This window comes from Kribbella albertanoniae, assembly GCF_004348455.1.
In the GTDB taxonomy this organism is placed as follows: Bacteria; Actinomycetota; Actinomycetes; order Propionibacteriales; family Kribbellaceae; genus Kribbella; species Kribbella albertanoniae.
Genome location: NZ_SMKA01000046.1, coordinates 18471 through 39326, shown reverse-complemented (window position 1 = coordinate 39326; position 20856 = coordinate 18471). Strand labels below are relative to the sequence as shown.

At 66.7% G+C, this 20856-nt stretch carries 12 protein-coding genes; 8 read left to right on the top strand and 4 right to left on the bottom strand.

Annotated features, from left to right (window positions below; genetic code table 11):
- Positions 1–117: 117 nt before the first annotated feature.
- Complete coding sequence (locus tag E1261_RS13500; protein WP_132406428.1) at positions 118–534, bottom strand: DUF4267 domain-containing protein; 417 nt, start codon at positions 532–534, stop codon at positions 118–120.
- An 88-nt stretch (positions 535–622) separates the two neighbouring features.
- Here E1261_RS13500 and E1261_RS13495 point away from each other — a divergent pair, with 88 nt between their 5' ends.
- Positions 623–1177: a TetR/AcrR family transcriptional regulator gene (locus tag E1261_RS13495; protein WP_132406426.1), complete on the top strand. Its 555-nt coding sequence runs from the start codon at positions 623–625 to the stop codon at positions 1175–1177.
- On the opposite strand, the gene E1261_RS13490 is transcribed toward E1261_RS13495, so the two are convergent.
- A complete protein-coding gene (locus E1261_RS13490; RefSeq protein ID WP_132406424.1) occupies positions 1174–1749 on the bottom strand; it encodes a histidine phosphatase family protein in 576 nt (191 codons plus the stop codon). The genes E1261_RS13495 and E1261_RS13490 overlap by 4 nt on opposite strands.
- Positions 1750–1853: 104 nt before the next feature.
- Here E1261_RS13490 and E1261_RS13485 point away from each other — a divergent pair, with 104 nt between their 5' ends.
- The 7 genes from E1261_RS13485 to E1261_RS13455 all read left to right on the top strand — a co-directional run bounded on the left by E1261_RS13485 (position 1854) and on the right by E1261_RS13455 (position 10631).
- Complete coding sequence (locus E1261_RS13485) at positions 1854–2867, top strand: LacI family DNA-binding transcriptional regulator (RefSeq protein WP_132406422.1); 1014 nt, start codon at positions 1854–1856, stop codon at positions 2865–2867.
- 19 nt (positions 2868–2886) lie between these two features.
- Positions 2887–4170: a sugar ABC transporter substrate-binding protein gene (locus E1261_RS13480; protein ID WP_132406420.1), complete on the top strand. Its 1284-nt coding sequence runs from the start codon at positions 2887–2889 to the stop codon at positions 4168–4170.
- Positions 4170–5042 carry a carbohydrate ABC transporter permease gene (locus E1261_RS13475; RefSeq protein WP_132406418.1) on the top strand — a complete coding sequence of 291 codons (873 nt, stop codon included), beginning with the start codon at positions 4170–4172 and terminating at the stop codon, positions 5040–5042. Before E1261_RS13480 ends, E1261_RS13475 begins: the two co-directional genes overlap by 1 nt.
- Positions 5039–5854 carry a carbohydrate ABC transporter permease gene (locus E1261_RS13470; RefSeq protein WP_238176193.1) on the top strand — a complete coding sequence of 272 codons (816 nt, stop codon included), beginning with the start codon at positions 5039–5041 and terminating at the stop codon, positions 5852–5854. The genes E1261_RS13475 and E1261_RS13470 overlap by 4 nt, the downstream gene beginning before the upstream one ends.
- An 11-nt stretch (positions 5855–5865) precedes the next feature.
- A complete protein-coding gene (locus E1261_RS13465) occupies positions 5866–7431 on the top strand; it encodes a glucoamylase family protein (RefSeq protein ID WP_132406414.1) in 1566 nt (521 codons plus the stop codon).
- On the top strand, positions 7428–9233 hold the full coding sequence (locus E1261_RS13460; protein ID WP_132406412.1) for a GH39 family glycosyl hydrolase: 1806 nt from the start codon (positions 7428–7430) through the stop codon (positions 9231–9233). The genes E1261_RS13465 and E1261_RS13460 overlap by 4 nt, the downstream gene beginning before the upstream one ends.
- A gap of 96 nt (positions 9234–9329) precedes the next feature.
- A complete protein-coding gene (locus E1261_RS13455; RefSeq protein WP_132406410.1) occupies positions 9330–10631 on the top strand; it encodes an alpha-L-fucosidase in 1302 nt (433 codons plus the stop codon).
- A 46-nt stretch (positions 10632–10677) separates the two neighbouring features.
- Here E1261_RS13455 and E1261_RS13450 read toward each other — a convergent pair whose 3' ends face one another.
- On the bottom strand, positions 10678–14634 hold the full coding sequence (locus tag E1261_RS13450) for an RICIN domain-containing protein (protein WP_132406408.1): 3957 nt from the start codon (positions 14632–14634) through the stop codon (positions 10678–10680).
- A gap of 8 nt (positions 14635–14642) precedes the next feature.
- Positions 14643–20777: an RHS repeat domain-containing protein gene (locus E1261_RS13445; RefSeq protein WP_132406406.1), complete on the bottom strand. Its 6135-nt coding sequence runs from the start codon at positions 20775–20777 to the stop codon at positions 14643–14645.
- Positions 20778–20856: the final 79 nt, after the last annotated feature.

The following is a 20856-nucleotide window of genomic DNA, read 5'->3' as shown; positions in this document are numbered from 1 at the left end:
GTGGTCAACCTCCTCAAACTCCACAACCACACCCTCCACCCAGCAACCTGACCCCGGGGCCACCCAGCCCGACCAGCCCGACAGATTCGATGCCCCGGCCGGCAAAACGCCATTTCGCTACAGGCTCGGAGCGGCAGTAACCGTCCGTGTATCTGGGGTTTGGGGAGTGCGGGGGCGTTCGCGGAGGAGGAGGGTGGCGTCCAGGAGCATGATGGCGGCGGTGAGGGCGTGGACCATGAGGGCGTAGGCCAGGGAGCCGCCGTGGGTGGTGACGATGATGGCGTCGGTGATCGGGACGATCGCGATGACGGCCATGATGATGCCGGTGGAGCGGCGCTGGCCGAGGGCGAAGAGGGCCAGGATGACGAGGCCCAGGGCGATGTCGCGGATGCCTTTGACGGGGAAGAAGCCGCCGGCGGCAGCGGTGATGCCGAAACCGGTGGCGGCGCCGGTTCCGTCGAACAGGAAGCGGGTGCCGAAGGTGAGCGGGAAGATGCCGAGCAGGATGGTCAGGACAGTGGTGAAGCGGCGCATCGTGTTCTCCAGTATCTAGCAGTGCTAACTTTCCTAGCAACGCTAACACTGCAGTTGCTAGATTGTCTAGCACTGCTAGCATCGGCTTATGCCGAGCCAGGAACGTCGTGAACGGGCCCTTGCCGAGCGGAGTGCGCTGATCGTCCGCGCCGCCCGTGAGCTAGCCGAAGCCGATGGCTGGGATGCCGTCACCACGCGGCGCCTGGCCGAGGCGGTCGAGTACAGCCAGCCGGTGCTCTACAGCCACTTCAAGAACATGCAGGCGATCGTCACCGCCGTGGCGCTCGACGGGATGGCCGAGCTGGCCGTCGTACTGCGCTCAGCCCGGGAGGCGGACGGGATACGCGGCCTGGCCGACGCCTATCTCGGGTACGCCGAAGCGCATCCGGCCGTGTATGCGGCCATCTTCACGCGCCGGACCGATCTGGTGTTCGGAGCCGCCGAGAGCCCGGAGATCCTGAAGACCACGTTCGGTGAGCTACATGCTGCAGTGGCTCCCTATGCGTCGGGCGACGCCGAGACGCTGACCGAGGTGTTCTGGAGTGCCATGCACGGCCAGGCGACGCTCAACCACGACCGGCGGCTGCGGCCGGCGCAGCGCACCGACCGCATCGAGCAACTCGTCCGCCTGGTGACCGGCTAGCTGTTCCAGTGGTGGACGACCGGGGTGCCGCGGTCCCAGCCGAGGGTGGAGACGGTGGCGGTGTCGAGGACGAAATGGCGACCCTCCGCGACCTCCAGGTCCAGCCAACGCGCGGTGAGACCACGGAGTGCGTGCGAGTGCCCGAAGACGAGGACGTCACCGGGCACTGCTTCGATGCGGGCAATGACGCGGTCGAGGCGGGTGGTGACGTCCGCGGCGGTTTCGCCGTTCGGCACGGGTGACGACCAGACCGTCCAGCCGGGGACGGTTTTGCGGATCTCCGGAGTGGTGATGCCTTCGTAGTCGCCGTAGTTCCACTCGGCGAGGTCCTCGTCGACCACGGCGTCTCCGAAACCGGCGAGTTCCGCGGTACGGCGGGCCCGTTGCCGGGGTGAGGTGAGGACGAGGTCGAAGGTCTCACCGGCCAACCGGTCCCGCAGCGAGGTGGCGATGCGCTCACCCTCGGGAGTCAGCGGGAGGTCGGTGACGGAGGTGTGGCGGCCGTTCTTGCTCCACTCGGTTTCGCCGTGGCGAACCAGGACGAGCCGGTCCTTACGTTCCGCATTAGTCACTGTTTCATCCTGTCAGACCACTTGATTGCATCGGTCAGGCCCTTGACCGTTTGAACGATCCACGGCAGGGTATCGAAACTGTAAGCGCTTCCACTGGAGGTTCCATGGCGACCGGCAGGCCCGCGACGATCTACGACGTCGCGGCTCGCGCGAAACTGTCGATCGCGACGGTTTCGCGTGTGCTGCAAGGGACTGGGCCGGTATCGGCGAAGGCGCGGGAGCGCGTCGGGCAGGCGGCGGCCGAGCTGAACTACGTGCCGCTGCGGGCCGCGCGCAGTCTCGCGGTGCAACGACACGAGGCGCACGGGCTCGTCCTGCCGGATCTCAGCGGCCCGTTCTACAGCGACCTCCTGATGGGGTACGAGCGGTGGGCCGGTGAGCACGGCCAGAGCGTCGTACTCACGGTGACGCACGGCAACGCGGATCCGCGCCGCACGGTGCGTGATCTGGCCGGGCGGGTCGACGGGATCGTTGTCCACGGCAACGCTCTCGAGCTGGCCACGATCCAGGGGCTGCGCAAGGCCGGCGTACCGCTGGTGCTCGTCGCGCATCCGCCGGTCACGGGCTGCGACACGGTCCGCACCGAGAGCGTGTCGAGCGCCGAGAAGCTCACGACCCGGCTGCTCGATGCGGGGCGCGAGAGCCTCGTGTTCGTTGGTGATCCGGCCAGCTCGTACGACGTCTCGGAGCGGTACGCCGGATTCGCGAAGGCGCACGAATCACGGGGGAAGGTCGCGCCGGAGCCGGTCCGCGTCGAGCTGACGGAGTCCGCGGGGCGTGGTGTCGCCGAGGACGTGCTCACGCAGGGCGGACGACCGGACGGACTGGTGTGTGCGAACGACGAGCTGGCGCTGGCGGCGCTCATCACCTTGCGGGCCGGTGGGATCGACGTACCCGGCGAGATTGTGGTGACCGGGTGGGACGACGTGATGGCGGCACGATACGTGTCGCCCGGGTTGAGCACGGTGCGGCAGCCGATGGTCGAGCTGGGGCAGTTGGCGGCGCAGCGATTGCACGAGCGGGTGACCGGGGAGCGGACCCGCGGACGGAACGACGTACTCGCCACTGAGCTTGTCCTGCGGGACAGCTGTGGCACCTCGGGGGCAATGCAGCAGTAACCGAGTGAGGAGACCACTAATGTTCACCCACAGCATCCGCCGCCGACTGGTGATCGGCTGCGTCCTAGCTCTGACGCTGGCCGCGTGCGGCAGGTCGGCCGACACTCCCGAGGCGGGCGGTCAAGCGACCACGACCGTCAGTGACGGGCCCGCGACCGGAGACCTGACTGTCTGGGCGATGGGCACCGAAGGCGAGAACCTGCCCAAGCTGATGGAGCAGTTCCAGCAGGCCAACCCAGGCGCGAAGGTGACGGTCACCCCGATCCCGTGGGATGCCGCGCACAACAAGTTCACCACCGCGATCACCGCGCAGAGCCTGCCGGACGCCGCGATGGTCGGCAGCACCTGGATGGGTGAGTTCGCCGACCTCGGCGCCCTCGACCCGACGCCGCAGGGCTTCGACAACGCCGCGTTCTTCCCAGGTGCGCTGGACACGACGAAGGTGAAGGGCGTCCAGTACGGCGTTCCCTGGTACGTCGAGACGCGGCTCGTGTACTACCGCAAAGACCTGGCGACGAAGGCCGGAATCACCACGCCGCCGACCGACTGGGCCGGTCTGAAGGCGATGGCGAAGGCCATGAAGGACAAGGCCGGCGCCAAGTGCGGGATCAATCTGCAGCCGGGTGGGACCGGGTCCTGGCAGACGGTGATGCCGTTCGCCTGGTCGGCCGGGGCCGAGATCACCGCCGACGACCAGAAGACGTTCACGCTGGACACGCCGGCGATGCAAGAGGGGTTGCAGTACTTCCAGAGCTTCTTCACCGACAAGGTCGCCTGCACCGACCTGCCGCCGAACCAGACCGAGGCGCAGTTCGTGAACGGTACGGCGCCGATGTTCATCTCCGGACCGTGGATGGCGGGGTCGGTGGCGAAGGCCGGCGGGGACGCGATGAAGCCGAACATCGGGGTGTTCCAGCTGCCGAAGAACAAGACCGCGACGTCGTTCGTCGGCGGATCGAACTTCGTCGTCTTCAAGAACTCGAAGAACAAGGACAGCGCGTGGAAGCTGGTGAAGTGGCTGTCGGAGGAGAAGACGCAGGCGGCCTGGTACAAGCTGTCCACTGATCTGCCGGCTGTGAAGAGCGCGTGGCAGGACCCGAGTATCGCGAGTGATCCGCTGCTGCCGGTGTTCGGTAAGCAGTTGGAGGACGCAAAGGCGCCGCCGTCGATCGTGAACTGGGAGCAGGTCGCGGTGGCGTTCGACACCGAGATCGAGAAGATGGTCAAGGCCGGCCAATCCCCCGCCGACACCGCCAAAGCCATCCAAACCAAGGCAAGCCAGATCGGCACCGGCGGAAGCTGATGCGCAGCAGACAGACTGCGGCCGCCTGGATTCTCGTCCTGCCGTTCGTCATCCTCTTTCTCGCGTTCACGGCCGGGCCGGTGCTGGGGTCGCTGGGGATGAGTTTCACCGATATCAAGCAGCGGGATCTGCGGACGCCGTTCGCGGTGGAAGGTGTTGGCTTCGGCAACTATCTGAAGGCCTTGCAGGACGAGACCTTCCGCAAGGCGGCGTTCAACACGGCGTACTTCGTGGTGATCGGGGTGCCGCTGACGCTGGTCGTCGCGCTGGGCGCCGCCGTACTGCTGGATCGTGGGGTGAAGCGGTTCCAGGCGCTGTTCAAGGTCGGCTACTACCTGCCGGTGGTGACCTCGATCGTCGCGATCGCCGTCATCTGGCGGTTCGTGCTCGCTCCTGATGCGGGGCTGCTGAACACGGTGCTCGGCTGGTTCGGCATCGACGGGCCGAACTGGCTGGCCTCGAAGACCTGGGCGATGCCGTCGCTGATCGCGATGGCGGTCTGGCGCAACTTCGGTTCGGCGATGATCATCTTCCTGGCCGGGCTGCAGGGCATCCCGCAGTCGGTCGAGGAGGCCGGTCAGCTCGACGGTGCGGGCTCATGGCAACGATTCCGGTATCTGATCGTGCCGTTGCTCAGGCCAACGATCCTGTTCACCAGCGTGACCACGGGAATCGGCTACCTGCAGTTCTTCGAGGAGCCGTTCGTGATGACGCAGGGCGGTCCGCTGAACAGCACGGTCTCGGTGTCGATGTACACGTACCAGCAGTTCGGCTTCGGCAACTACGGGCTCGCGACGTCGATGGCTTACCTGTTGTTCGTCGTGATCGCGGTGATCACGTTCATCCAGTTCCGGCTGCTGAGGGAGAAATGATGCGCCGTACCTGGTGGATCTATCTGATCGCTGTCCTCGGTCTGGTCGCAGTCGCGGCGCCGTTCGTCTGGATGCTGCTCGGCAGTTTCAAGACGCAAGGCGAGCTGCTCCAAGTGCCCCCGACCTGGCTACCGCAGAACGCGACCACGGAAAACTATGACGCCCTGTTCAGCAAGGCGAACTTCCCGCGCTACTTCCTGAACTCCGGGGTGGTCGCGCTGGTCGTGACAGCGGGCAACCTGACCTTCTGCTCGATGATCGGGTACGCGCTGGCCAAGCTCAACTTCAAGGGCCGCAACGGGTTGTTTGTCCTGGTCATGGCGACGCTGATGATCCCGGGCATGGTCACGTTCGTCCCGCTGTTCGTCCTCGTCACCAACGCCGGGCTGGCCAACAGCTACCCCGGCCTGATCCTGCCGTTCCTGGTGTCGCCGTTCGGCGTCTTCCTGATGCGGCAGTTCTTCCTCGGGCTGCCGGACGACCTGATCGACGCCGGCCGGGTGGACGGGAGCAGCGAGCTGGGCATCTTCGCCCGGATCATGCTGCCGCTGACCAGGCCCGCGCTCGCCACCCTCGGCATCCTCACGTTCCTCGGTTCCTGGAACAACTTCCTGTGGCCGCTGGTGATCGCGCAGACCGAGGACAAGTACACGCTTCCCGTTGCCCTGGCGCTGTACTCGACCGGCCAGAACGCGCAGAACTTCGGCCTGCTGATGGCCGGCGCGGTCGTGGTCGTCGTCCCGGTGCTGGTGATCTTCCTGGCCTTCCAGCGCCACGTCACCAAGGGCATCGCCATCACTGGACTCAAGTAGGAGGCAAGCTGATGACCGCCACCATCAACCGCCGCACGCTGCTCGCAGCTACCGGTACTGCTGCTCTGGTCGGAACCGCAAGACCAGCCTTCGCAAACCCGACCCAACAACTGAAAGCTGGTTGGACAGCAACCAGGCAGGACAGGGCACTCGTTGGGAGGTGGGCCCGGGACACCTGGCGCAGTCTGGTCGCGATGACTGACGAGCGGACCGGGTTGCCTGCGGACAACATCGGGGCGTCCGTCTCCAATCCGGTGCGGAGCAAGTACACGTCGCCCACCAATATCGGCGGGTATCTGTGGAGCACAGTGGTTGCCAAGCACCTCGGGATCATCTCGCCGCAGGAGTCGCTTCGGCGGATCACGCAGACGCTGACGACCATGCAGAACGTCGTGCACCACACGCCGAGTGGGATGTTCTTCAACTGGTACGACGAAGCGACCGGCGAGGTGCTGTACGTCGATCCGGATGGCACGAAGCCGATCACGCCGTTCGTGTCCAGCGTCGACAACGGGTGGTTCGCCTGTGCCTTGATGGTCGTCCGCAACGCCGAGCCACGGGCCCGCGCTCTCGCGGATTCCCTGCTGGACAAGATGAACTTCGCCTACTACTACAACCCAGCCGCCCGACCCGGCGGTCTGATGCGCGGCGGATTCTTCGAGACGTCACCTCCCGACGAGGAGACCGAGAAGGGCAACCACACCGGCAGCGGCCCGGATGTGTACTACCGCAAGTTCCACTACGACACCTGCAACACCGAGGCGCGCATCGCCGGGTACGTCGGGTTCGCGCTCGGCCAGGTCCCACCCACCCAGTACTACGCGACCTACCGCACCTTCCCCGATTCCTGCGACTGGTCCTGGGTCGAGCAGAAACCGAAGGGCGTCCACCGCACCTACCTCGGGCTCGACGTCTTCGAGGGCACCTACGAGTACCGCGGCATGCGCCTCGTCCCGTCGTGGGGTGGTGACATGTTCGAGTCGCTGATGCCCGACCTGTTCGTTCCCGAAGCGACCTGGGCACCGCACAGCTGGGGCATCAACCACCCACTCACCGTCCGCGCGCAGATCGAGCACGGCCTGGACGAGGCGAAGTACGGGTACTGGGGCTTCTCCCCCGCCTCGAATCCGAAGGGCGGCTATTCCGTGTACGGCGTTGAGGCGATCGGCATGGATCCGGGCGGTTACCCCTCGGATCTGGAGGCAACGAACTTCGACGCGGGATTCGAGGGCTGCCGCGAAGGCGCCAACCCGAACCCGACGTACGGCGATGGTGTCGTGACCCCGCATGCGGCGTTCCTCGCGATGCCGTACGCACCACGGCAGGCGATCGAGAACCTGCGCCGGATCGAGACCGACCTGCACGCGTACGGCGCCGGTGGCTTCTACGACTCGGTCGCGGTGAGGTCGGGGCTGATCGCCAAGCGGTACCTCTCGCTGGACCAGGCGATGGTGATGGGTGCCATCGGCAACGTCTTCGGCAACGACCTGATCCGCCGCAGTTTCGCCGACCGCCGCGCCGAACGCGGCATCCGCCCGGTGATCGGCATCGAGCGCTTCGAGTCGGGAGTCGCATGACAGAGAAGGCCGATTGGGATGCGCGGATCGCCAACCGCAGTGACGAGGAGCGCGGGTTCAGCTTCCCCGACCTCGATCCACCCAAGGAGGTGACTGCGGTCGGTGGCGTCGGGCAGGTGACGATCGACTGGTCGCCCGTCGACGGCGCGGTCGGGTACCTGGTCCTGCGCTCCACCGGCGACCACGGTCCGCTGGAACCGGTCGATCATCACAGCGGTGATGTGCTGTCCGTGCCGGGTCCGCCGTACATCGACACCACGTGCACCCCGGGGACGCCGTACCACTATGCGGTTGCGAGCGTCCCTGAGGTGACAGTCACCGGCCGCCCGAGTCACGCCGTCGGCGCGGTTCCACTAGTTGCCGACAGCACCGTTCCTCGGGTGCAGGTGGTCGTCGATACGGTTGCCGAAGGCACTGAACTGCACCGGCCGTGGGCGCCGATGATCGGCAGCGAACGACTCAGCCAGTTGCTCTGCACCGACACGACCGGCGGGCACGAGATCGGCGTCGAGCTCGAGGATGCACTACGCCGGATGCACGACGAGCTCGGCGTCCGGACGGTCCGGGCCCATGCGATCTTCCACGACGACACCCACGTGATCGACGGATCGTCGTACGACTTCTCCGTGGTGGACGCGATCTACGACAAGCTGCTCGGGATCGGGCTGCGGCCGGTGGTCGAGCTCGGCTTCATGCCGCGTGAGCTGGCCAGCGATCCGTCGAAGACCGTCTTCGAGTACGGCGCGATCATCTCGCCACCGGAGTCGTACGAGCGCTGGCACGACCTGGTCCGCGCATTGGTCGAGCACCTGGTCAACCGGTACGGCCTGGACGAGGTGCTGACCTGGGACTTCGAGGTGTGGAACGAGGCGAACCTAGAGGTCTTCTGGTCCGGCACCAAGGCCGAATGGCTCCACCTGTACGACGTGACTGCGGCGGCCGTGAAGTCAGTCGACGAGCGACTGGCAGTCGGGGGCCCGTCGTCGGCCGCTGCCGGCTGGGTGGACGACCTGCTGGCACACGCGCGGGCCAGCGGCACCCCGGTCGACTTCGTGTCGACGCATACCTACGGTTCGCCGCCGCTCGACGTACGGGCGTCACTGGAGCGGCACGGGTACGGCGATGCGCGGATCCTCTGGACCGAGTGGGGCGTGACCCCGCGGCACTTCAACCCGATCAACGACTCGGTGTTCGCCGGAGTGTTCTTACTGCGCGGTATGCGGTCGGCCGCCGGGCGGGTGGACGCACTGGCCTACTGGGTCGCTTCTGACCATTTCGAAGAGCTGGGCCGACCACCGCGGTTCCTGCACGGTGGCTTCGGGCTACAGACGGTCGGTGGTCTGCCGAAACCGCGCTACCACGCACTGAGCCTGCTCAGCCGGCTCGGACCGGTCGAACTGCCAGTCACGGTCACCGGTGACGGAGGAGGCAGCCTGATCGAGGCGTGGGCCTCGCGGGACCGCGACCGGATCGCCGTACTGCTCTGGAACCTGACACTCGACCAGACCAAGGCAGACGGCGCCCCAGAACTGACCAGGACGGTCCACGTGGAGCTGCCCGGCGTGGATCCGTCCTGGCAGGTCACTGCGACCACACTGGGTATCGGTGCCGGTGATCTGGTCGCTGCGACCGCCGAGCTCGGGATCACCGAATGGCCGACCGACGACCAGCTGGCCCAGCTCGCCGAGCGCAGCCGGATGATCAGTACGCCGCTGGAGCTGACCGGGACTGCGGTCGAGGTGACGCTGCCGATGCCGTACGCCGTCCTCGTTGAGCTGACTCCAAATAGATCGGATCTCTAAAGACTTAACTCAGTGAATTAATCCCGCAGTCTGGCGGGTCGCGGCCGAACGATCGATTATAGATCGGATGACCGCGACTTGCTGAGGAGCTTTGCCATGCCCGATGGTCCACCCGCAGCCTCGATCGAGAGGTTCCGCGACTGGCGGTTCGGCCTGTTCGTGCACTGGGGCCTGTACGCCCTGCCCGCCCGCCACGAGTGGGTGAAGAACCGCGAGCAGCTGACCGACGAGGACTACCAGCCGTACTTCGACCATTTCGAGCCTGACCTGTTCGACCCGCGCAAGTGGGCCCGTGCGGCGCGCGAGGCCGGCATGCGGTACGCCGTACTGACGACCAAGCACCACGAGGGCTTCTGCCTGTGGGACTCGGCAGTGTCGGACTACACGGTCGCTCACACCGCCTGGGGTGCCGGGAAGGACCTGGTGAAGCAGTTCGTCGAGGCCTGCCGTGAGGAGGGGCTGGGAGTCGGGTTCTACCACTCCCTGATCGACTGGCATCACCCTGAGTTCCCGATCGACCTGATGCACCCGCAGCGCGACGACGAAGAGGCGATCGCGAAGGCGGCCGGCCGCGACGTCCAGGTGTACGCCGACTACCTGCACGCACAGACCCGTGAGCTGCTCACGAACTACGGGCCGATCGACCTGATGTGGTTCGACTTCTCCTACCCGGGCCGCAACTACCCGGACGGCCGCGACGGCCACGGCAAGGGTCGCGACGACTGGCGTTCGGTCGAGCTGATGGCGATGGTTCGCGAGCTACAGCCGGACATCCTGATCAACGACCGCCTGGACATCCCCGGCGACTTCGTGACGCCGGAGCAGTACCAGCCGGACGGTCCGATGCAGCGGGACGGCGTACCGGTGCTCTGGGAGGCCTGTCAGACGCTGAACGGCAGCTGGGGCTACGACCGCGACAACCTGGACTGGAAGTCACCGGAGCTGCTGGTGAAGATGCTGGTGGACTCCGTCTCCAAGGACGGCAACCTGCTGCTCAACGTCGGCCCCACCGGCCGCGGCGAGTTCGACCCGCGCGCCCTGGCGACGCTGGCCGCGATCGGCGAGTGGACCCGCCTGCACGAGCGCTCCTTCCGCGGTGCGCGCCCGTCCGAGTACACCGCGCCGGCGGACTGCCGCTACACCCAGAACGGCAACCGCCTCTACCTGCACTTCTTCTCCTGGCCGATGGGCCACGTGCACCTCCCCGGCCTGGCCGGCAAGGTCAAGTACGCCCAGCTGCTCAACGACGCCTCCGAGATCAAGCGCATCGTCCACGAGCCGGCCCAGCAGGCCCAGAACACGACCATGGGCGGTACGGCGTCCGACGTACTGACGCTCGACCTCCCGACCCAGAAGCCCGACACCCTGGTCCCGGTGATCGAGCTCTTCCTGAACTGACCACGGGTAGGGGCCGGTACGTCGTACCGGCCCCTACCCGTCCTGCTCAGATCTGGTCGAGCTTCCAGCGTTGGCAAGGCCCGTTCCAGTAGCGCCAGGTGATCAGACTGGCGTCCGCTACCGAACTGCAGGCCGCAATGTCGAGGGAGAGCCCGTTGGCCTCCCTGGTGATCGACCATGAGCCGTTGAACGCCGGCTCCACTCGCCAGCGCTGGCAGGCACTCTCACTCTCCGGCATCGTCGCCACGGTTTGAGCCAAGGCATCCGTGCAGCCCGGGACGTCCAGCGCCTCACCGGTGCTCGGCTCGATGATGTGGTAGATGTCGTCGCCCAGCGGCTTCAGCAGCCACCGCTGACACGGGCTGCCCGGGATCCAGTCCCACATCCGCACCCTGCCGTCGGTCCGGCAGTTCTCGACGTCGAGCGCAAGATCCTTGTCGGACGGGTCGTTCGCCCCTTGCAGGCGGTACTTCCCGGTCGGCTGCGCCTGGTTGAACCCGGCCCGCAGGATCCACTGCTGGCTCGCCTCCGCCGTACAGCTCCGCTGCACGATGGTGACGTCCTGGCCGGAGCTGCCCTGGGCGGGCGACGCGCACTTCGAGCTGTGCGCGAACTTCAGCCGTACGACGGTGTCGTAGCTGCTGCCCTCGAGATACTCGATCCGCAACTGCTGGTTCGCCGTCCCCAGGCACGGATACTGCAGGACCGTGGTCTCGTCCACCTGCTGATTGTTGTAGACGTCGAGGCACCGCGGCCGGGCGTCCCCGCTGTTGCCCTGGAAATGGGCGGTCTGTACCTCGTACTGGTCGGTGCCGGCGATCTGCTTGAGCCGGAACCGCTGGTTGAGTCCACCGTGACAGTCGTGCTGAACGAGCCGCTCCAGATCGGCCTGACTGGACAGCCACACGTCCAGGCACTTGCTGCTGTTGCGGTTCACCAGTTCGTACGTGCGTTCCTCGATGTCGAAGCTCGGCCCGGTGCTGGCGCCGACCCGTGGCTCCTTCCACTGGCTGGTCGCCGGACCGAACGACGTACCGGTCGAGGCGAGGGTGTAGACCTCGCGGCCGCCACCGTCCAGCGAGACGAACAGGCCGGCGTCCTCCTTGCCGTCACCGGTGAAGTCGCCGATCGTCAGCGCCGTCCGGGCCGGGTCGAAGGCCGTCGCGTTCCGCCACCAGTCGCTCAGGGTGAACGCCGTACCGGTCGAACGGAACACCTTCAGCGAGGCATCGGTCCCACCGTTCTCGTAGAGCGCGACGACGTCCTGCTTGCCGTCGCCGTCCACGTCGGCCACCTGCGGCTTGCTGCGTTCCCAGCAGTAGCCGCCGGCACCTGAGTCGTGCAGCGTCACCGGAGTCGCGGCGAACGCTGTACCGCTGGACTGGAAGTAGCGGGTCAGCGTGCGGCACCCACTGAGGTTCTGCATGTCGACGAGGTCGGCCTTCCGGTCCCCGTCCACATCAGCGAGCAGTGGCGCACTTCCGGCCCAGGGACTGGCCGTCTGCGACCACTCCACCGGTGTCGTCAACGCCGGACCGAGGAAGGTCAGGGTCCGCCAGCTCGTACCGGACACGTTGAGCTGGGCGACGATGTCGGACTTGCCGTCACCGTTGACGTCACCGGCGATGATCCGGGCCGAACTGAGCGGCCAGCCGTTCGCACCGCTGTGCCAGACCGGCGAGGACTCGAAGTTGTACCGCTCACCGGCCGAGAGCCCGCGGTACATGCCGATCCGCCGGCCGGACTCCTCACGGAACAGGACGGTGTCCGTCCGCCCGTCACCGTCGAAGTCGCCCCGGACCGGCCGGGTCCGGTACATCGCGAAACCACCGCTGGCACCGGAGTCCCACGCCATCTGACCGGTGTGCAGGCTGCCGTCCGGTTTGGTGACCACGTTCCAGATCGACGTCCGGCCGTCGCCTTGGTCCAGCACGGTGGCCAGGTCGGCGCGGCCGTCCCCATTGACGTCGTTGCGGACCGGCGCCGGCAACTCGGTGAGCTCCCCCGCGCTGAGCGACCAGACGGCCGCGGTGTCGCTGACATTGTTCGCACTGTCGACTGCTCGCACGTAGAGAGTCTTCGACTCCGGCTCGGCACTGCCGGCCTTCTGGAACACGGTCAACGGGATCTGGATCGTGCCGTCGGGCCCGGCCTTGATCCGGCTCAGAACGCGTTCCGGCTGGAAGCCGTACAGGTACTCGGCCACGTCGGTGTCACCCGCCGCGGGTTTGAGGGTGACGGTGCCGACCGTCCGGGCCGGGATGTTCGCCTCGCCGTCCGGGAAGTCGGTCGACGCCAGGACCGCCGTACCGGGTTTCTTCGCGTCGACCTTGAAGTGGCAGCGCGGAGTCTCCGGCCCGAAGTCGACGCCGTCACCACCGACGTTGTCGTTCGACTTCGCCGAGTAGTGGTAGGTCACCCCGTCGGCGAACTTCGCCCGGTCGATCGCCGGCCAGGCGAATGCGGACCCGGAGGTCGTCGTGGCCGAGTCCACCTCGTGCACGACGGCGTTGTCCGACGACCGCCTGACCGTCAGCCGGGTGACCAGGTTGTCGCCGTCCTTGTCCGACGACTTCGCCGAGAACGAGTAGCCGGACAACGGCCAGCTGACGATCGTCGGCGCGGCCGCGGTGCCACACGGCCGGGCCCGGCTGAAGTTCACCCGTTCCGGCGCGTACGGCGCGTTGTTGTAGGTCACCACGATCTTCGCCGACCCACCGTGGAACCTCTTCCACTGCAGGATGTCGCCTTCGTTCGGTGCCTTCAGACCGAAGGTGATCACACCGTCGCGCCGGTCGGCCACGCCCTGGAACGCACCGGTGACGCCGTCCCAGCCCATCAGCATGTCGGGCTGGCCGCCGTTCGTGCGCGCGTTGCCCCAGGCCGTGCCGAAGAACTCACCCCAATGTCCCCCGGTGTTGTTCCAGGTGACCGGCTGGTTCCGGTCCAGCGCCGGGGTCCGGAAGAGGTCGACCGGCTGCGGTGAACCGGACGAGCTGTGATCGAGCCAGACCTCGAACCGGCTGCTGACGATCCGGGAGCCGGCCACGTCACCGGTACCGAACTGGAAGAACGACCGGTAGGTGATGACGTTGTCGTACGAGCGGCCGACCTTGGCGCCCTCGCCGCGGTCGTAGTCCCAGTACGACTGATTCGGATACTCCGCACTGACGTGCGTCCACAAGAAGTTGTTGACCGACCAGGACGGATCGATCGTCACCGGGTACCGAGTGGTTGCCGCGGTCAACAACCGCTGATCCGGCACAATCACCAGATCGCTGCCCGACCGCTTCGTCGGGATACTCGCATGACGCGACCGCGGCTCGGCCCCGGCGCTCTTCGCCTGGACCGGGCTGTCCCACATCACCGCCTGACCTGCCGTGAACAACGCCTTCCCGTTCGCATCGGCGGCGACCGTCGTACCGTCGCGCTTGGTGGTGAGCTTCAGGCCGCTCCCCCGGACAGGGAACCGCAGCTCCCGCAGCGCCGGGTTCTCGGCCGCCTCCCGGTCCTTCACGACCAGCAGGTGCTGGAAGCCGGTCGCCTCGGCCCGGACCTTGAGATCGACGCCGGGCAACACTTCCGCGTACGTCGCCGTGTCGCCGGACAGCACGGGTTTCGGCAACCGGCCCGGCCAGCTCATCCGGACCTGCTTGTCCTCTTTGCCCAAGGCAACGAGCTCCCCGGCTCCGCCGCCCGACAGCTCCAGATCGGTGACGATCGCCCCCGGCCGGACCTTGCCGTCCGGTCCGAGCCTGAGGGTGGTGTCGATCGGCACCCAGCCGGCGCCCTGACGGGCCCGCACCGGGTACGCGAACTGTTCCATCGTGTGCAGGCCCGAGGGTTCCCGGAACACCTGCTTGGTCTCGGTCCGCAGATGCTCCAGTTCAACCCGCTGGACTCCGCCTGGACCGGACGCGGCCGAAACCGCGCCCACCGCCGGCCCTGGTGGCAGCACCAGCGCCGGCACCAAGACGACACTGACAATCAATCCGGTTCTCATGGCGCTCCTCAGCAACCCGAGTAGCTGCTCTTGCAGAGGTTGTCGATATGTTCCTGCCGCTCCTGCGGCGTCAGCGGCCTCGTCGGCCTCCACCTTTCGTCGTTGTAGACCTGCCCGCCGATCGCCTCACCGATCTTGCCGCCGAGCCAGTTGCCGGCCAGGCCGCCGAGGAAGCCGAGACCAAGGCCGCAGGCCACTACGAACGGTCCACAGAGTGCACCGGCGGCCATGCCGATCGACCGGCCGGCGAGCGCACCGGCGGACAGACCGGCCGACTTACCGATGTCCCTACCTCGCTCCTTGTACTTCTCCTCCTCGTCCTTCTTGCGCTTCTCCTCTTCCATCCGGCGCAGTTCGGCGTTGACCCGGCGGTTCACCTCGGCAGCGGCCTGGGCGGCCTTGGCGTTCTCGTTGATCTGCTGGGCGACACCGGCCAGCTTGTCGACGCCGTGTTCCATGCCGTTGATACTGCTGTTGGTCTGTTTGGCGAGGTTGAGCGCTTCCTTCAGCTCCGGGACGTAGACGAGTTTCTTGGTGACGATCCGGATGATCTCCGAGGTGTGATACCTGATCGTCCGGACGATCTCCTTCCAGCGGACGACCTGCTTGGCGACCTCGTCGGTGATCTTCTGGGCGAACTCATGCATCCCGAACGCGGAGGCGATCTTGGCCAGGAAGGTGTAGATCACGATCGTCACGTAGATGGTGACGATCTCCTTCTTCAGCTCCTTGATCCGCTTCACGTGCTCCCGGATGACGGTCTTGGTCGTCGTGACCGTCTGGGTGCGGTACCGCTTGCCGTCGGCGTCGACGAAGCTCACCGGGCTGTTGTTCGCGTACGAGTAACTGTTCAGCTGTTGTGGGTCCTCAGCGTCGACGACCGGATCCACGGAGATGAACTTCCCGGTGATCGGGTCGTACTCACGTGCTCCCAGATGGACAAGTCCGGTGGAATCGTCGCGGGTCCCGCCGACGAAGTCCCGCTGACCGGGCCAGGCGGTCGGCACCGGTCCCCGGACCTCGCCGTACGGGGTGATCCGCTTGCGCTGGTACGCCTGGGTCTGGGCATCGACGGTCAGTGTCGCCGAGCCATGGTGGTCCGAACCCAGCCAGGTGAGCTTGGTGCCGACCCGGACGCCGATCGTCTGCTTGCCGAACCTGTAGTGCCTGGTCCCCAGCTGGGAACCGTCCGGCATCAGCAGCAACTCGGTCTCACCGAGGTACAGCGTGGTGCCGGTGCTGTCCCTGCGGAGCAGCCGGTTGCCGTCGGCGTCGTAGACGTACTCGGTCTTCTGATCGCCCTTCGTGACCTTGGTCAGCTTGCCCTCGACGTCCCATTCGAACGTCTCCCCGGTCCCGGCGACGTTCCGCGTCGACTGGTTACCCGCAGCGTCGTACGTGTATTGGCTGACCTTCGTGCTGGCGTCCGGGAGCGTCGTGGTGACCTTCTGTACGGCGTGCGGCCGGGCCTGCCCCGCCGCCGGGTACTCGTAGCTGCTGGTGGTCACCCCGGCCGTCGTCGTGCGCTTCTCGGTCTTGCGGTTGCCGATCTGGTCGAACGTCCACTGGTGCCAGTACGGCGCCGGTCCGCCCAATTGACTCGCGGCAGTCGGCTGGACGCCACAGTTCTCGTCAGCAGGCGTCCAGGCCTGGGTCAGCCGCCGCGATTCGTCGTAGCCGAAGCACTGCACGTCCTTCGGCTCCGTGCTGCCACTCGCCGGCGCGTCGATGATCTTGGTGACGTTGCCGGCATGGTCGTACTCGTAGCTCTGGTCCAGCACCCGCTGCGGCCCGAGGGTCTGCCGCTGGACGAACGACCGGGTCAGCCGCCGGGTCGCGTCGTCGTACACGTAGTTGTGCCGCAGGTACTTGCCACCGGTCGGCTTCACCTCGAGGTACGTGAGGTCGCCGTAGGCGTTGAACTGCGAGTCGGTGACGTACGTGCCCGCTTCACTCGACATCGTCTTCGGCAGGTCATTGGTGTCGTACGTCGTGGTCAGCGTCTCGGCCGGCAGGCCGCCGACCCCCGGGACCTTGACGGTGGCCGGCTGTCCGGACTCCGTGTAGGTGGTCTCGGTCGCGTACGTCTTGGCCAGACCCCCCTCGGACGCGGGCAGCGTGACCTTCGTCCCGAGCGGCTGACCGTTCGGCGCGTAGCCGGTGATCTCGGTCTTGTACGCCTCGCCGTTGACATACCTGGTTGCCGTACTCGGCGATCCCTTGGCGACACCGTCGTACGTGCGCTCGGTCCGCAGCGGACCGTCCGGCGTCCCCTCACGAACCGTCCGCTCGCGACCGATCTCGTCGTAGGTGAAGAAGAGCTTCGTCCCGCGGTTGTCCGTGCTGGACGTCTTCTGGTCCAGCTCGTTGTAGGTGTATGTCGTCGTGCCACGGTCCGGCTCGACCACCTTCACCCGGCGGCCGCGCAGGTCGTACTCGTAGCGCCAGACGTTCCCGGCCGGGTCAGTGACGGATGAGAGCTGTCCCGCCTTGGTGTAGACGTACACCGTCTGGTCGAAGTTGGTGCTCTCACCAGGCGTGTTGTAGGTGCGCAGCTCAAGCAGCTTGCCCTGGGCATCGTTGATCCGGGTCGTCGCCTGCTCGCCCGCCGGCGGGTCCACGGTCTGACGGTCGACCTCGTTCTTGTACGTCGTCGCCCACTTCTGCTCGTTCTTCGACCAGAACGACTCGGTCAGCGGCCGCTCCAGCGCGTCGTACGTGGTGGCCTTCCGGGCCGGCAACTCCTCCTCGACCGGGATGAACACCTGGTCGCCGGGCGGGGCGTCGTTGTAGTACGGGTTGTTCTCGATCACCTGCAGACCGCGCGAGTCGTACTGGACGTCGGTGATCACTCGCCCGATACCGTCGGCCGCCGCGGTCTGGACCTGCCGCTTGCGCTGCAGGCCGTCCAGGATCTCGTAGCTGGTCTCGAACGTTCCGTCGGCCCGCATGCTCTTGGTGTGCACCACCCCGGGCTCGTCCACACCGGCCAGATAGGTGTGCTCGACGTTCGGCGTGGCCGACTGCGCACGCCCGGGCAGCCACACCTTGGCGACCCGGCCCAGCGCATCACGCTCGGACACCGTCGTGCGGTTACCGACGTCGGTGACCTTGGTCGACTGCCCCCAGGCCGGGTCCAGCTCGGTGCTGGACGTGTGCCCGTTGGCCATCGTCACCGTCGTCTTGGTGACCGGCCCGTCCGCGGGCAGGTAGCCGAAGGTGGTGGTGTTGTTCTTGGCATCCGCTTCGGTCTTGCGCCGTCCGTGATCGTCGTACGTCGTCGTCTGGACCGTCTCGTACGTCGGCGCGCCGGCGGCGGTGAAACCGGACAGCCGCTGCGCGCCGGCCGGACTTGCGATCTCCGGCGTGGTCCCGCCGGTGTACAGCTGCTTCTCGTCCGAGATCACGTCGGTGTTGGTCCACGGCTGGTCACACGGCTTGGCGACCGTCTGGGTCCGGACCGGCAGTTCGACGAGGCCCTTGGCCGGGTTGCTCGCGTACTCGTACCGGGTGCAGGTGTCGTCGGTCGCCGTCGAGAGATCATTGGCGTTCGAGGCAGCCGTCAGCGCACCGGTCGACGAGTACTCGTTGCTCGCCGCCGTCTCGCGGAATCCACCGCCCGGCTTGGCCTCCCACTGCTTGACGGCCTTCTGCTCGACCTTGAACGCACTGGTGGTGCCCCAGTCGCGCACCCGGGTCGAGGTGGCCGGCGAGATCCACGAGTCGGTGATGGTCCGCTCGGAGATCGCGCCGTTGACCAGCTTGGTGGTCTCACGGACCTGTCCGGACAGCGTATTCAGGTCCGGCGTCTTGGCGCCGGTGGAGTCCAGCAGGTCGACGTCCTTGACACCGCCGTCCTTCAGCTTGTCGCCGTCCATGCCTTGGAAGTAACGGTTCTCGGTCACCGTCTGCGGACCACTCGGGTGCCCCTTGGTGGTGACGACGCGGTCGTAGCCACGCCACTGGGACCAGGTCTTGCGGCCGATCTCGACCAGACCGTCCTCGTCGTCGTGCCGCCAGGCCGGCTTGCCCGGGTAGCTGATGGTGGTCATCACCGGCTGCATGCCGCTGACCCGGTCGGACTCGGTCACCGAGGTCACGACGTACTTGTGGAACCAGTCTTCCCGCTCGTTCACCTCGCCGGGCGGCGTCCACTTCAGCGGGTGGCACCGACGGTCGTTGCGGTCCACCGCGGGGACGTTGCCGGGCAGGCTGCAGTCCTTGTCGGAATAGGTGATCGCCAGCTCACCACCGGTGCCGTAATGGATGGACCGGATCCGGAACCAGTCCAGCAACGGCCGCGCCGTACCGTCCGCGACGCGGTTGTTCATCGCGACCTTGTCGAAGTTGATCTCCGGCATCGCGACCGCGCCACTGCCGACCTCGCCGATGTGCGTGATTGCCTCCAGCCACAACCGAGGGCCGGTGTTGTCACCCGGGTTCGGGAACGAGTGCCGCAGGGTCCACGTGTCGACCGCGTCGAACGCCGTACCTCTCCAGACCTCCGTGCGGACCTTGCTCAGCTTCTTCTTCGTCCAGAAGCTCGGCCCGGTCTGGGTGCACTTTGTGGTGCTGGTGCACTCCTGGTCCAGCGGGGAGTCGAAGAAGTCCGCCGGAGCGCAGTTGGCACCGGCGATGCAGCGCTCGGTGGTGTCGAAGTGGACACGCGCGACCGGCTTCTCGGAGAACACCTGACCGGCGGTCTGGCCGTACTCGATCCGCTTGATGTTGCCGGCCCGGTCGTAGCTCTTCACCGTGGTCTGCGTGCCGTTGTATGCGTAGTTGTTCTTCTCGGTCTCGTAGAACAACGACATCGTGTTGCCGTGCAGGTCGACGACGTAGTCCAGGTTCCACCGATAGACCTGCTGGCAGAACGAGTCCGCGAAGGCGGGCTTGTTGCACTGCTCGCCGGCGTGGTTGCCGGCCACCGGGACCGTCCAGGCGGAGTTCGTCGCCTCGCTGCCGGCACCGGGCAGCTTGTTCAGGCCGAAGTAGAATTTCGTGCCGTCCTTGGCGGTGATCACCCAGTGCTCGCCGCGCTCGGCGTCGGTGCCGCCCTCGTCACCGTTGGGAGCACCGGACAGGCGCTCGACCTTGGTGCCGTCGTCACTCTTCGGCCGCCACTGCTTGGTGGCGTCGTCGAGGACGAGCTCGCCGCCCTTGCCGTTCAGCGTGAAGGTGGCGTTGTCGGTCGCGAAGCACAGGTCACCGACCATGCGACTGCCGTTGTTCCCGGTCTTCTCGGACTTCGACCCACAAGACGCGTACCGGCGCTCGATCGAGCCACCCGGCGCGAGGTCGAAACCCTCACCGGCCCAGGACGTCTGGTTGTTGGTGCCGGAGGTCCGGCCGTCGACACTGCCCGAGGAGTACCCCAGGCTCATGGTCGGAGTCGGCCCACCGGTACCAGGCGGTGCCCGGAACGGGTACTGCCAGTTGAAGTCACCTGACGAGCCGCCGATCGACCACGAGGCGGTCGGCGACAGCTGGGTGTTGCCGAAATCGCCGGCCGGTCCTTCGGCCGCCGCTTCCATCGCGTACAGACCGGTGGCCGGTACCTGGGCGCTCAGCTTTCCGTCGCCACTGTTGCGGGTCGCGATCGGTGTACCGGAGGGGTGCTGGACGAGCCGGAGCCGGGTCGCCCAGTCACCGCCGTACGCGTGCCGGAACGCCTGGTAGTTCAGCTCCAGGTTCACCTTGCCGTTGGCCCGGGCCTTGTCGGTGGTCGAGAGCCGGACCAGCATCGACGAGTCGTGCTTGCCGAGCAGGTCGACCTTCACTCCGGCGGGCGCCGTACCGTCGGAGGTTGCCGGTCCCACCGCGACCGGCAGCACACCGGCGGCCTGCTTCGGCAGTACGCCGGACAGCTTCGCGCCCCAGGTCACCTCGGGCAGCTGTACCTCGGCCGAACCGGTCGCCGGCCACGCAACGGTCGGTGTCTTCACCATGTCGACAGCGAGATCCGGCTTGCGTGGCTGCACCTTGTAGTTCGAGCCGCGGACCGGCTTGACCTTGGTGCCCTTGACCGTTGGTTCTTCGTTCTCCTGCGCCGGAGCCGCCGTCGCACCCGGCGGATGCAGACCGGCGACAAGCGTCAACCCGAGCACAACGGCCCAGGTACGCCGAAGCACACCTCGTGACATGGAACCTCCCCAGTAGCGGAGGGTTCACTATCAGCGACCGTCGGATCGCAACTCAAAGGTTTGCATCAGGGGACAAAAG

Bases quoted from the DNA above. Each gene is read 5' to 3' on its own strand.
- E1261_RS13500 (WP_132406428.1), bottom strand. From the start codon at position 534: ATGCGCCGCTTCACCACTGTCCTGACCATCCTGCTCGGCATCTTCCCG.
- E1261_RS13495 (WP_132406426.1), top strand. From the start codon at position 623: ATGCCGAGCCAGGAACGTCGTGAACGGGCCCTTGCCGAGCGGAGTGCG.
- E1261_RS13485 (WP_132406422.1), top strand. From the start codon at position 1,854: ATGGCGACCGGCAGGCCCGCGACGATCTACGACGTCGCGGCTCGCGCG.
- E1261_RS13480 (WP_132406420.1), top strand. From the start codon at position 2,887: ATGTTCACCCACAGCATCCGCCGCCGACTGGTGATCGGCTGCGTCCTA.
- E1261_RS13475 (WP_132406418.1), top strand. From the start codon at position 4,170: ATGCGCAGCAGACAGACTGCGGCCGCCTGGATTCTCGTCCTGCCGTTC.
- E1261_RS13470 (WP_238176193.1), top strand. From the start codon at position 5,039: ATGATGCGCCGTACCTGGTGGATCTATCTGATCGCTGTCCTCGGTCTG.
- E1261_RS13465 (WP_132406414.1), top strand. From the start codon at position 5,866: ATGACCGCCACCATCAACCGCCGCACGCTGCTCGCAGCTACCGGTACT.
- E1261_RS13460 (WP_132406412.1), top strand. From the start codon at position 7,428: ATGACAGAGAAGGCCGATTGGGATGCGCGGATCGCCAACCGCAGTGAC.
- E1261_RS13455 (WP_132406410.1), top strand. From the start codon at position 9,330: ATGCCCGATGGTCCACCCGCAGCCTCGATCGAGAGGTTCCGCGACTGG.
- E1261_RS13450 (WP_132406408.1), bottom strand. From the start codon at position 14,634: ATGAGAACCGGATTGATTGTCAGTGTCGTCTTGGTGCCGGCGCTGGTG.
- E1261_RS13445 (WP_132406406.1), bottom strand. From the start codon at position 20,777: ATGTCACGAGGTGTGCTTCGGCGTACCTGGGCCGTTGTGCTCGGGTTG.